The sequence below is a fragment of the Nakamurella panacisegetis genome, from assembly GCF_900104535.1.
Classification (GTDB): domain Bacteria; phylum Actinomycetota; class Actinomycetes; order Mycobacteriales; family Nakamurellaceae; genus Nakamurella; species Nakamurella panacisegetis.
This window is the reverse complement of record NZ_LT629710.1, coordinates 47,478-59,659: the sequence shown is the minus strand read 5'-3', so window position 1 is coordinate 59,659 and position 12,182 is coordinate 47,478. Positions and strand designations below refer to the sequence as shown.

General features: G+C 69.1%; 11 protein-coding genes and 1 other RNA gene. 9 read left to right on the top strand and 3 right to left on the bottom strand.

Annotation, left to right across the window (positions count from 1 at the left end; translation table 11 throughout):
* Nucleotides 1–6: 6 nt before the first annotated feature.
* The 8 genes from BLS97_RS00275 (at nucleotide 7) to ssrA (ending at nucleotide 7,760) form a co-directional block, all read left to right on the top strand.
* Entirely contained in the window at nucleotides 7–1,893 is a 1,887-nt protein-coding gene (locus BLS97_RS00275) for an ABC transporter ATP-binding protein (protein ID WP_090474028.1), read from the top strand.
* A 38-nt stretch (nucleotides 1,894–1,931) separates the two neighbouring features.
* Nucleotides 1,932–2,933, top strand: a complete 1,002-nt coding sequence (locus tag BLS97_RS00270) for a cytochrome c oxidase assembly protein (protein ID WP_157695079.1) — start codon at nucleotides 1,932–1,934, stop codon at nucleotides 2,931–2,933.
* Between the two features lie 65 nt (nucleotides 2,934–2,998).
* Nucleotides 2,999–3,808, top strand: a complete 810-nt coding sequence (hisN, locus tag BLS97_RS00265) for a histidinol-phosphatase (protein WP_231988269.1) — start codon at nucleotides 2,999–3,001, stop codon at nucleotides 3,806–3,808.
* Nucleotides 3,809–3,917: 109 nt separating this feature from the next.
* On the top strand, nucleotides 3,918–4,607 hold the full coding sequence (ftsE, locus tag BLS97_RS00260; RefSeq protein ID WP_090474026.1) for a cell division ATP-binding protein FtsE: 690 nt from the start codon (nucleotides 3,918–3,920) through the stop codon (nucleotides 4,605–4,607).
* 75 nt (nucleotides 4,608–4,682) lie between these two features.
* Nucleotides 4,683–5,585, top strand: coding sequence for a permease-like cell division protein FtsX (gene ftsX / locus BLS97_RS00255; RefSeq protein WP_090474025.1), 903 nt, complete (start codon nucleotides 4,683–4,685; stop codon nucleotides 5,583–5,585).
* A 56-nt stretch (nucleotides 5,586–5,641) separates the two neighbouring features.
* Nucleotides 5,642–6,154, top strand: coding sequence for an SsrA-binding protein SmpB (gene smpB, locus BLS97_RS00250; RefSeq protein ID WP_090474024.1), 513 nt, complete (start codon nucleotides 5,642–5,644; stop codon nucleotides 6,152–6,154).
* Between the two features lie 121 nt (nucleotides 6,155–6,275).
* Entirely contained in the window at nucleotides 6,276–7,310 is a 1,035-nt protein-coding gene (locus tag BLS97_RS00245) for a hypothetical protein (protein ID WP_157695078.1), read from the top strand.
* 77 nt (nucleotides 7,311–7,387) lie between these two features.
* Nucleotides 7,388–7,760: a transfer-messenger RNA gene (ssrA, locus tag BLS97_RS00240) on the top strand.
* A 134-nt stretch (nucleotides 7,761–7,894) separates the two neighbouring features.
* On the opposite strand, the gene BLS97_RS00235 is transcribed toward ssrA, so the two are convergent.
* The 3 genes from BLS97_RS00235 to BLS97_RS00225 are packed head-to-tail and all read right to left on the bottom strand — an operon-like array spanning nucleotide 7,895 to nucleotide 10,674.
* A complete protein-coding gene (locus BLS97_RS00235) occupies nucleotides 7,895–8,752 on the bottom strand; it encodes an ATP-grasp domain-containing protein (protein ID WP_090480892.1) in 858 nt (285 codons plus the stop codon).
* 43 nt (nucleotides 8,753–8,795) lie between these two features.
* A complete protein-coding gene (locus BLS97_RS00230) occupies nucleotides 8,796–9,374 on the bottom strand; it encodes a DUF1003 domain-containing protein (protein ID WP_090474022.1) in 579 nt (192 codons plus the stop codon).
* On the bottom strand, nucleotides 9,367–10,674 hold the full coding sequence (locus tag BLS97_RS00225) for a magnesium transporter MgtE N-terminal domain-containing protein (RefSeq protein ID WP_090474021.1): 1,308 nt from the start codon (nucleotides 10,672–10,674) through the stop codon (nucleotides 9,367–9,369). Before BLS97_RS00225 ends, BLS97_RS00230 begins: the two co-directional genes overlap by 8 nt.
* 244 nt (nucleotides 10,675–10,918) lie before the next feature.
* On the opposite strand from BLS97_RS00225, the gene BLS97_RS00220 reads away from it, so the two are divergent.
* Nucleotides 10,919–11,983 (top strand): FKBP-type peptidyl-prolyl cis-trans isomerase, encoded by a 1,065-nt coding sequence (locus tag BLS97_RS00220; RefSeq protein WP_090474020.1) that lies wholly within the window; start codon nucleotides 10,919–10,921, stop codon nucleotides 11,981–11,983.
* The last annotated feature ends 199 nt before the right edge of the window (nucleotides 11,984–12,182 follow it).

Here is a 12,182-nt window from a genome sequence, read left to right as displayed (position 1 = left end):
GGACCCATGGGCGGCGGCTCGATGGCGGCGCTGCGGGCCATGCACCGCGACGACTCCGTCAAGGACCACAAGTTGCCGCCGGGGATCGCCAAGCGGATCCTCGCCTTCGCCCGGCCCTACCGCAAGGAACTGATCCTGTTCCTGACGGTGACGGTGTTCTCGGCCGTCATCGCGGTGGCCACGCCATTGCTCGCCGGGCAGGTGGTCAACGAGATCTCCGGTCACGGGCAGCTGCGCGTTGTCATCATCCTGGCCCTGGTGATCGCCGCCCTGGCCGTCGTCGACACCGGCAACTCGCTGGTGTCCCGCTTCTACTCCTCGCGGATCGGGGAGGGCCTGATCTACGACATGCGCAGCCGGGTCTTCGACCACGTGCAGAAGATGTCGTTGTCGTTCTTCACCCGCACCCAGACCGGCGCGCTGGTTTCCCGGCTCAACAACGACGTCATCGGCGCCCAGCAGGCGTTCACCTCCACCCTGTCCGGGGTGGTGTCGAATGTGATCGGGCTGGTCCTGACGGCCGGGGTGATGTTCAGCCTGTCCTGGCAGGTCACCGTCCTGTCGCTGATCCTGCTGCCGGTGTTCGTGCTGCCGGCCCGGGCGTTCGGCCGCAAGCTGCAGACCCTGACCAGGGAGTCCTACGGTCTGAACGCGTCCATGACGACGACCATGACGGAGCGGTTCAACGTCTCCGGTGCCCTGCTGGTCGCCCTGTTCGGCCGGCCGGAGGAGGAGTCCAAGTCGTTCGCCGAACGGGCCGGGCGGGTCCGCGACATCGGCGTCACCACCGCGATGTACGGACGGACGTTCATCGCCGCGCTGACTCTGGTCGCCGCCCTCGCACAGGCCCTGACCTACGGGCTGGGTGGCTCGCTGGCGCTGTCCGGTTCGCTCAACGCCGGCAACGTGGTGGCGCTGGCCCTGCTGCTGACCCGCCTGTACGGACCGCTGACCGCCTTGTCCAACGTCCGGGTCGACGTGATGAGCGCGCTGGTCTCCTTCGAACGCGTCTTCGAGGTCCTGGATCTCGAGCCGCTGATCTCCGAGCGGCCCGACGCGGTCGTCCTGCCCAAGGGCTCCCGATCGGTGGAGTTCGACGACGTCCGGTTCGCCTATCCGAGCGCGGAGCAGGTGTCGCTGGCGTCGCTGGAGAGCATCTCCGTTCCCGACCACAGCCCCCGTCATCCGGTCCTGCACGGCGTCAGCTTCCGGGCCGAGCCGGGCCAGCTGGTCGCACTGGTCGGGCCCTCGGGGGCGGGCAAGACCACCATCTCCCAGTTGATCCCGCGCATCTACGACGCCGATTCCGGAGCGGTCCGGATCGGCGGGGTCGACGTCAAGGACGCCACCCTGCAGTCGCTGCGCGACTCGATCGGGGTCGTCGCTCAGGACGCCCACATGTTCCACGACACCATTCGGGCGAACCTGCTCTACGCCCGGCCCGAGGCGTCGGAGGCCCAGCTGATCGAGGCGCTGCGGGCGGCGCAGATCTGGCCGCTGGTCAGCTCGCTCCCCGAAGGCCTGGAGACGGTGGTGGGGGACCGGGGCCACCGGCTGTCCGGCGGTGAGAAGCAGCGCCTGGCCATCGCGCGGGTGCTGCTCAAGGCGCCGGACGTGGTGATCCTGGACGAGGCGACGGCCCACCTGGACAGCGAGTCCGAGGCCGCCGTCCAGCGCGCGCTCGACGCGGCCCTCACCGGCCGTACGTCCATCGTCATCGCGCACCGGCTCTCGACGGTGCGCTCGGCCGACCAGATCCTGGTGATCGACCGGGGCCGCGTCGTCGAGTCCGGACGGCACGCCGACCTGATCGCCCGGAACGGGTTGTACGCCGATCTGTACCGGACCCAGTTCGAAGATCAGGCTCGGACTCAGGTCAGCACGCCGGAGTAGGGGCGAGCGCGACCGGGACGAGGGTGGACGATGGTCGGGTGCATTCCTTCGCCTCACCGACATCCGCGCCCTCGGGTGGGAGCCTGCTGACCGAGTGGCGGCCGGACTACGTGATGATCGTCGTCGTCGCCATCCTGGCCATCGCCTATCTGCGCACCCGACGGCGCGCGGCCACGCAGGGAATCGCGTGGGCGCGGCACCGCGACATCGTGTTCTGGGTCGGCGTCGCGGCCACCGTCTGGACCACGAACGGCTTCCCGCAGGCCCGCGGCTTCCAGCTGATGTGGGTCTGGATGACCCAGGAGCTGCTCCTCCTGCTCATCGTGCCGATCGTCATCATGTCGGCCCAGCCGGTGTCGCTGGTGACCACGGTGCACGGACCGGACAACCTGCTCGCCCGGGCCCTGCGCACCCGGACCCTGCGGTTCCTGGGCAGCCCGTTGGTCAGCCCGGTGCTGGTGCCGGTGCTCTGCATGCTGCTGATCTTCGGCGGGCTGGGCTCGTTCGCGGTCAGTTCGGTGTGGGCCGGAGGCGTGGTTCACCTGCTGCTGCTGGCGGTCGGCGCGCTGATTGCCCTACCCCTGGTCAACACCGACGACCAACGATCGTCGCTGGCCGTCGGGCTGTCGCTGGCCGTCGGTTTCGTGGAGCTGATCCTGGACGCCTTTCCCGGCATCGCCCTGCGATTCCAGACCCATATGACGTTGGTGCACTTCGCGGTGAACCGGCCCGCCTTCTCGCCCGTCGCGATCGACGACCAGCACGTCGCGGGCGGCATCCTGTGGGTGGTGGCCGAGGTTCTCGACCTGCCGTTCCTGATCCTGGCGGCCACCCGCTGGATCAAGGCCGACGCCCGGGACGCGGCCCGGGTCGACGCCGAACTGGACGCCCGGCAGCACTGGGACGCCGCCGGTGAGGCGGTGGCCGACCCGCCGGTCGACCGCCCGTGGTGGCTGGACGACCCGGCCCTGCAGGACCGGTTCGGCGGGCACAAGGGTGTTGCTCCGGTGCGGCCGCCATCTGATCAGCCCGCCGATTGATCAACAGCGCGCCGGTCCGGATGTCGGATCCCGGCCCGACCGGGCGCAGGCGTTACGGTTCCGGCGTGACTTCCTCCGGTGCAACGCACCCTGACGATCTGACCCTGGCGCTGGCCCTGGCCGACGCCGCCGACGCGATCAGCCTTCCTCGGTTCGGCGCGTCGGATCTCAAGGTGACCGCCAAGCCCGACCTGACCCCGGTGTCGGACGCCGATCTCGCGGTCGAGACGGCCATCCGGGCCATCCTCACCGCGCAGCGGCCCGACGACGTCGTCGTCGGCGAGGAATTCGGCGGTGGGGCGGCCGACGCTCCGACCACCGGTCGCCGCTGGGTGGTGGATCCGATCGACGGCACCAAGAACTACGTGCGCGGGGTGCCCGTATGGGCCACCCTGATCGCGCTGTTCGACGGGGACGACGTGGTGGTCGGGGTGGTCTCGGCGCCGGCCCTGGCCCGGCGCTGGTGGGCCGCGCAGGGCGGTGGGGCGTTCACCCGGTTCGCCGGGGGACCGGTGAAGCAGATCTCCGTGTCGGGTGTCGCCGACCTGGCCGACGCGTCATTGACCTACTCCGATCCCAAGGAGTGGCAGGAGCAGGGCCGCGGCCCGCAGTTCGCGGCGCTGCTCGACGCCTGCTGGCGCACCCGGGGCTACGGCGACTTCCTCCCGTACATGCTGGTGGCCGAAGGGGCGGCCGATATCGCGGCCGAACCCGAACTGAGCCTGTGGGATCTCGCCGCCCTGGTGCCCGTGGTGCGGGAGGCCGGCGGCCGCTTCACCGACGTCGACGGGGCCGCCGTCGATCAGCGGACGGTGAGCGCCATGGCCACCAACGGGCTGCTGCACGCCGAGGTCGTGGCCCGGTTGGCCCGCTGACCGGCGCGCGGGCGCAAGCGCGGGCGAACGGCTGACAACCGGCTGAAATACCGCCGCGCACCGGCCAGGTCACACCGAGATAACGAGAACCGGAAGTAGAGTGACGGCTGTGATTCACCTGTCCCATGTGTCGAAGAGCTACAAAACCTCCACGCGTCCAGCACTGGACGACGTCTCCATCGACGTCGACAAAGGTGAATTCGTCTTCGTCATCGGGCCGTCCGGCTCGGGCAAGTCGACGTTCCTCCGGCTGGTGCTGCGGGAGGACGTCCCGACCAGCGGGCAGATCCAGGTGGCCGGCAAGGACCTGGGCAAACTCCGTCGTTCGAAGGTTCCGGCGCACCGCCGCCGCCTCGGCTGCGTGTTCCAGGACTTCCGGTTGCTCACCAACAAGACGGTCGAGCAGAACGTCGGCTTCGCCCTCGAGGTGATCGGCCGGCCCCGCGCGGCCATCCGCAAGATCGTGCCCGAGGTGCTGGAACTGGTCGGACTGGAGGGCAAGGCCCGGCGGCTTCCGCACGAGCTGTCCGGTGGTGAGCAGCAGCGGGTGGCCATTGCCCGCGCGTTCGTCAACCGGCCGCTGCTGTTGCTGGCCGACGAGCCGACCGGCAACCTCGACCCGGACACCAGCGCGGACATCATGCTGCTGCTGGAACGGATCAACCGCACCGGCACCACCGTCCTGATGGCCACCCACGACAACAACATCGTCGACTCGATGCGCCGCCGCGTCATCGAACTGCAGCTGGGCAAGGTGGTCCGGGACGAGTCCCGCGGCGTGTACGGGGTCGGCCGCTAACCGCGGCTGTCGAAACAGCTTCCACGTGTTGGCCCGTTCTCGGTGGCTGACGGTCACCATCTGCGAGAGGAACAAATGCGAGCCGGATATGTGTTCGGCGAGGTCCTGACCGGGCTTCGACGAAACATCACGATGACCATCGCGATGATCTTGACCACGGCGATCTCGCTGACGCTGCTCGGCGGCGGGCTGATCGTGGCCCGCCTGACCCAGGCGACCCAGGTGCTCTACGGCGACAAGGTCGAGGTGATCGTCTACCTGAGCGTGGCTCAGTCGACCAACGATCCGGACTGCCGGGACGCCGTCTGCCAGGCCATCCAGACCGCGCTGAAGAAGAACGCCGACGTCGAGCTGTCCACCTATCAGACCCAGGCCGACGCCTTCGCGCAGTACAAGCAGCGTTTCGCCGGCCAGCCCGAGATGCTGGCCATCGTGCAGGAGAAGGCGCTGCCGGCGTCCTTCCACGTGAAGCTCTACGACCCGCAGCGCTTCAAGGTGATCTCGCAGCAGTTCACCGGGCTGCCCGGGGTCGACTCGGTGAACGACCAGAGCGACTTCCTGAACCGGCTGTTCGGGCTGCTCAACGGGGTCCGCAACGTCACCATCATCATCGCGTTGATACAAGCCCTGGCCGCTCTGCTGCTGATATCGAACATGGTGCAGATCGCGGCCTACACCAGACGCACCGAGACCTCGATCATGCGGTTGGTCGGGGCCTCTCGATGGCGCACCCAACTGCCGTTCATGATCGAGGCCGTGGTGGCCGGAGTCATCGGTGCCCTCCTGTCGGTCGGGCTGCTGGTCCTGGCCAAGGTGGCTTTCATCGACAAGCTGCTCGGGTCGGTGATCAACTCCGGCGTTCTCGCCCCGCTGCAGAACTCCGACCTGGTCTGGGTGTCGCCGTACCTGGTCATCGCCGGGGCCGGTCTGGCCGCTGTCTCCGCCTACGTGACGTTGCGGCTGTACGTCCGGATCTAGCCCGGCTCCGCTCGGCGGGTGAATCCGCTGGCGCGGACGGCTAACCTGGACGGGTTATGGCAACAGACAAGAAGAAGGCCGATCGCGCCTCCGAGGCCCGGAACCTGGGCCGGTCATTGATCGCGTCGAACCGGAAAGCGCGTCACGACTACGCGATCATCGACACCTACGAGGCCGGCATCTCGCTGACCGGCACCGAGGTGAAGTCGCTGCGTGCCGGGCGGGCGTCGCTGATCGACGGGTTCGCCACCGTCTCCGACGACGAGGTGTGGCTCCGCAACGTGCACATCGCCGAATACGCCGAGGGCACCTGGACCAACCACGCCCCGCGCCGGGCCCGCAAACTGCTGCTGCACCGGTCCGAGATCGACAAACTGATGCAGAAGCTGCGCGAAGGCGGCGTCGCACTGATCCCGCTGTCGATGTACTTCTCCGGCGGCAAGGTCAAGGTCGAGATCGCCCTCGGACGCGGCAAGAAGGAATACGACAAGCGGCAGACGCTGGCCAAGCGGGACTCGGACCGCGAGCTGGCCAAGTACGCCGGCCGCCGGGCCAAGGGCATGGGCTGATCGTCCAGTTCGTGAGGTCAGCATCCCGAGGGTGGTGGTGCCTGCACGCTCGTTCGCCGGTGCGGTCACCACGAAATGACCGCCGGTGCAACGCAGCGGGGTGATCGCCCGTCTCAGCGCCATGAACAGCTCCCCACAGCCCTTCCCGGCCAACCTCCGCCGGCGCGCCCTGTCGTTCGCCGGGGCGTGCGGCGCGGTGGTGGTCCTGGCCGCCTGCTCGACCGCGGACCGGACCCCGGCCGTCGCCGCCACCTCGGCGCCGGCGTCCACGGCCCCGTCCTCCAACCCGTCCTCGAACCCGCCGTCGAGTCCCACCGCGCCGATCACGGCCTCCCCGCCCTCGTCGATCCCGGCCACATCGATCCCGGCCACATCGACCCCGGCGGCGGGCGGGACCGCACATCCGGTGCCGGCCGATTGCGACACCACCTCGGTGCCGAAAGCAGTCCCGCGGACGCCGTCGGGAGCACCCCTCATCTCCGTCACCGCCGGGGCGAACGCCTGGATCGCGCACCGTGACACCGAACCGATCCGGCTGGCCCTGTACGCCGATGGCACCGTGATCACCACCAAGGGCTACGGCAGCATCAGCGAAGCGTTGCCGGTCGCGAGCATCGGGACGGTGGCCGACTGCCTCCGGGACTGGGCCGTCACCGAGTTCGGCGACCTGATGGACCTGAACATGGGCCAGAGCCAGGTGACCGACCAGGGCACCACCGTGGTGACCCTGGCCCCGCCCGGACGGACCGTGCGGACCCTGCCGATCTACGCCTTCGGCAGCGGTGACGACGCACTGCCCGACCCGGCCCAGCGGGCCAACCGGCAACGGTTGCACACGGCCATCGCCACCGTGACGGCCGGCGTGGTCAACCAGACCTCCTGGACGCCGAACCGACTCCGTCTGATCAAGACGGCCGACGGCAAGAACATCCCGGCCCACCGCTGGCCGGGGCCGACGACGCTGCGCACGCTGCTCGCCGGTCGGACCGGCCAGGGATGCATGGAGGTCACCGGGGAGACGGCGGCCCGGGTGATCAAGGAGATCGGATCGGAGCCGATGCTGGCCCGGTGGGACGACCCGGGACGGGGAACCGGATCCGGCGGCACCTTCTACCTGGGCATTCTCCTGCCCGGACAGCCGGCCTGTGCCATCTGACGGACACGCGGGCAAACCAGGAGCGGCCCGGCCGGGAGAGCGGGTAGAGTGGATGTTGCTTGTCTCCCCGAGCTCTTGGGGGTGATTGGTCTCGACAGCGGCTGTCGAGTGAGGTGAAGCGGGCCGAGGAAGGCAACGATGATCTCGTTAACCATCCGTTGCAAAAAAATCAAGCGCCGACAACAGTCAGCGCGAGTTCGCCCTCGCCGCCTGAGCGAGTAGCGACTCCGTCAGTCCGGGTGTTCCTCCGACCCGGATACTGGCGCCGTTAAGGAGGATTACCTGACGATCCGGTAACGGGATCCGATGGGACAACAAACAGTTACTGGGCCTGTCACACCAGCACGTTCGCATGACTGGTGGGGTCAAGTAGAGACAACGCGAGCTGCGCCCGGAGAAGCCCTCACAACACAACGTTGGACGCGGGTTCGATTCCCGCCACCTCCACAGTGATGTGGTCCGACACTGAAGGCCCCACCCGATCCGGGTGGGGCCTTCAGTGGTTCTAGGCCGGAATCAGGGTGCCGATCGCGATCGGTCAGCTCGACAGCCACCCCGCCGCGGGTCGCTCCCACCCGGGTCGCTCACACCATGGCCGCGAGTGCCTTGGCCAGCCGCTCCGCCGAGCCGTCGGCGTAGCGGAGGAACAACTCCGGCTCGATCAGTTCCAGTTCCATGATCAACGGGTTGTCCTCGGGACCGACCAGATCGACGCGGGCATAGCTGAGCACGTCGGAGCCGCCCGGGACGACGGACAGGGCCGCGGCCGCCGCCGCCAGTTCGGCCCCCGAGGGCTGATGCGGCCGGTTGGACCCGCCGAATCGCTCCTGCACCCGGTAGTCGCCCTCGGCCGGCGTCTTGCGCACGGCGTGCGAGAACACCCCACCCAGGTGGATCAGTGAGCGTTCACCTTCGGACACACCCGGCTGGAACGGCTGGACCAGAGCATCGGCGGTCCGCAGGGTGGAGGTCAGATGATCCAGCGCCGCCGCCGAACCGTCGGCGAACCGTCCCACCCCGGCGCCGCCGGCCGACACGGCCGGCTTGATGACGATCTCCGGCGTGTCGAAGGAGGGCAGCACCACCGGGTCGCCGGCGGCGAAGTCGGCGGCGCGGAACAACCGGGTGGGAACGACCGGGGCGCCGGCCTCGGCCAACTCCACCAGGTAGCCCTTGTGAGAGTTCCACCGGACCACCTCGACCGGGTTCGACAACACCATCGGCAACCGCCCCAGCACGTCCAGGAACTTCGGCAGGGCACCGGTGTAGTCCCAGGTCGAACGGATGACCGCGAGGTCGGCCGGGATGTCGGAGAGGCCGTCGGCGTCCCACGGCACGATCTGCGACTTCACCCCGAGGTCGGTCAGGGCCTCGGCGACGAGCGCGGTCTCGTAGTCGTCGTGGGGGAGAACTTCGGCAGTCAGCAAGAGGATCGTGGGCACCACCGGATGCTGTCACGCGGGGATCGACGGCGCCAAACGCGGGTCAGGGCCGCGGTTCGCTCGCATCGGGGGCCGATTGACGGTGATCGACCGAGGGCTCCTTCGTCGCCTGCTTGGCCTTGCCGGCCGACTTCTCCCGTTTCGGTTTCGGCGCGATCGTGTCGTCCAGGTCGATACGCAGTCGCTCGAGTTCACCCCGCAGATAGTCGCGGGTGGCGATCTCGCCGATGGCGATCCGAAGGGCGGCCAGCTCCCGAGCCAGGAACTCCGTGTCGGCCTTGGTTTGCGCCGCGCGTGACCTGTCCTCGTCCACGGTGATCCGGTCCCGGTCGTCCTGACGGTTCTGGGCCAGCAGGATCAACGGCGCCGCGTAGGCCGCCTGCGTCGAGAAGGCCAGATTGAGCAGGATGAACGGGTACGGGTCCCACCGGAGACTGACCGCGAACAGGTTCAGCGAGATCCACAGGATCACCAGCAGGGTCTGCCAGAACAGGAACTTGCCGGTACCCAGGAATCGGGCCAGGTTCTCCGAGAACCGGCCGAAGGCCTCCGGGTCGATGTCCAGGTTGAACCGCCGGTTGCTCCGCGGCTGGTCAAGGCGCCGGCCGCGGAACTCAGGCACGGCCCGCCTCCTTCATCCGCGGGGACGTGCGGGCACGGGTGGGCATGTCACCCAGGCCGAGCTCGCGCCAGTTGTCCGGCAGCAGATGGTCCAGCACGTCATCGACCGTGACCGCCCCGAGCAGATGTTCCTCGTCGTCCACCACCGGCGCGCAGACCAGGTTGTAGGCCGCGAAGAACCGGGTCACCTCGGCCAGGCTGGCGTCGGCCGACATCCGGGCCATGTCCTTGTCGATCACGCCCGCGACCAGGTCGAACGGTGGCTCGCGGAGCAATCGCTGGGTGTGCACGGCGCCGAGATAGCGGCCGGTCGGCGTGGCCTGCGGCGGGCGGCAGATGAACACCATCGAAGCCAGCGCCGGGGTCAGGTCGGGGGAGCGGACCCGGGCCAGGGCCTCGGCCACCGTGGCGTCCGGGGTGAGCACGATCGGCTCCGGCGTCATCAGACCACCGGCGGTGTCGAACGAGTACTGCAGCAGTCGCCGGACCGGCTCCGACTCCTCCGGCTCCATCAGCTCCAGCAGCCGTTCCTGCACGCCGGAGGGCAGTTCGGCCAGCAGGTCGGCCGCGTCGTCCGGGTCCATCGCTTCCAGGATGTCGGCCGCGCGGGCCTCGTCCAGGTGGGCCAGCAGATCCTTCTGGTCCTCCTCCGGCAGTTCCTCGATGACGTCGGCCAGCCGGTCGTCGTCGAGCGCGTCGGCCACCTCGTACCGTCGGGCCGGCGGCAGGTCGCGCAGCACGGTCGCCGCGTCGGCGGCGCGGATGCCCTCGAACGAGGCCAGCAGCTGCTGGGTCCCCAGGGTGGTGTTGTCCGACAGGTCGGTGAGATCGGTGCCGCGGACGTCGGTCCAGTTCAACAGCTGGACCGGCGACCGGCGGGACAGCCGCCCGGTGCGCTCGCGGACGGCCAGCCGGTTGACGATCCAGTCGCGGGTGCGGGTGCGCTCCATCCCCGCGTCGATGACGGTGGCCGCCGACGCAGTGGTGGCGATCCGCACCTTCTTGTCGATCAGCTGACCGATCACCAGCACTTCGGTGCGGCGCTGCTCGAAGCGCCGCAGGCTGACCGACCCCGTTGACAGCGCGACGGCGTGCGATTCCAGCGAGGTGACCCGCAGCATCGGGACGAAGATCGGCCTTCGGGTGGGCAGTTCCACGACGATGCCGAGCACTCGCGGAGGCCTTCGGTCGAGCCGGAGGGCAGCGACGATATCCTTCACCTTGCCGATGGACTCGCCGCCGGGGCCGAACACGGGAAGTCCGGCCAGCTGGGCGACGAAGACGCGCGGGGTACCTGCCACCCGCTCAGACTAGGGCCAGCGGGACCCTGTCCGGACCCTCGGGTTGAGCCTCGATCGGCCCGGCCGATGTCGCACCGATCCGGCCGGCCCCGGTTGCGCGGGCCGGCATTCACATCTGGTGAACAGGTCGGTTGCGTAGGGTGTCCAAGCCAGCCCGGAATCTCCGGAGCCCGACACGGGTAACGCACTGGCGCTGAACAACTCTGCCGAGCGTGCTCTGGCAGCTGAAGAAGAAGGATTCTCCATGCGCATCCGGGCCGTCATCGCCGCCCTTCCGCTCCTTGTGCTCGCGGCGTGCAGTTCGAGCTCGACCGCCGGCTCCACCAGCTCGGGTGCGGTGGCCGGATCGTCCGGCGCGGCTGCCTCGTCGGCAGTGGCGACCGGTTCGGCCAGGTCCAGTGCCGCCCCCGACCTGGGCCCCGCGGTCCCGGCGGCCACCGCCGTCGCTCCGGCGGTGGCAGCCTCGGAGTTGCCGACCGCGACCGGCAAGTTCGGTGAGAAGCCGACGCTGACCTTCCCGAAGACCCCGGCCGTGCCGTCGCTCCAGCGGGAAGTTCTGAGTGAGGGCACCGGTGCTGTCACGAAGAAGGGTGACTACCTGGTCACCCACTATCTGGGTCAGGTCTGGGGTGGGACCAAGGCGTTCGACAACTCGTACGACCGCAAGCCGAACACCAGCACCTTCCAGATCGGCGAGGGCAAGGTCGTCCCGGGGTGGGACGTGGCGCTGGTCGGCGTCAAGATCGGCAGCCGGGTGCTGCTGAGCCTGCCGCCGTCGGACGGTTACGGCTCGGCCGGTGGGGCCAACGGCGCCATCAAGGGCACCGACACCATCGTGTTCGTGGTCGACGTCGTCGGCGTCATCTCCCCGGACGCCGCGGGCCAGACCGACGCCGTCCCGCAACCTGCGGTGAAGGGGATCCCGACCGTCACCGGTGCCTTGGGCAAGGAGCCGAAGATCACCGTCCCGAAGGGTCTGGCCGAGCCCAAGACCAACGCGGTCTACGTCCTGGCCAAGGGCACCGGCGCCAAGGTCGTCGCCGGGAACGTGCTGGCCCAGCTGGTCGTCACCGACTGGACACAGAGCCAGACCCAGTCCACGTGGCCCAAGGCCGGCGCCAAGGCCAGCGCCAGCTCGTCGACCGGGCTCCAGCAGATCACCGTCGACAGCAGCGGTGCGCTCAAGGGCCTCATCGGGGTGCCGCTCGGCAGCCGGGTGCTGGTCGTCGTGGCCGCATCGACCAATTCGTCGACCGGGCAGACCTCGTCCGCCGCGGTCGCCGTCCTGGACATCGTCGCCCAGGCCTGAATCCCGCGGCCCGATCCGGGCCGGACATCGCAACCCTCGACGGCGGGCACGAACTTTCGTGTCCGCCGTCGACGCGTGTACGGCCTAAGGCCGGGGGTCCCGACGCGGCGCCGAACGCGTCTCCCCATCAAGATGAACAACAGATGACGCTTGGTCGAACATTGATCTTGACCAGGCAAAACGCTGGTCGGGCCGATGG

Coding starts and splice junctions, on each gene's coding strand:
- BLS97_RS00275 (WP_090474028.1), top strand. CDS start 7: ATGGGCGGCGGCTCGATGGCGGCGCTGCGGGCCATGCACCGCGACGAC.
- ftsX (WP_090474025.1), top strand. CDS start 4,683: ATGCGAGCCGGATATGTGTTCGGCGAGGTCCTGACCGGGCTTCGACGA.
- smpB (WP_090474024.1), top strand. CDS start 5,642: ATGGCAACAGACAAGAAGAAGGCCGATCGCGCCTCCGAGGCCCGGAAC.
- BLS97_RS00245 (WP_157695078.1), top strand. CDS start 6,276: ATGAACAGCTCCCCACAGCCCTTCCCGGCCAACCTCCGCCGGCGCGCC.
- BLS97_RS00220 (WP_090474020.1), top strand. CDS start 10,919: ATGCGCATCCGGGCCGTCATCGCCGCCCTTCCGCTCCTTGTGCTCGCG.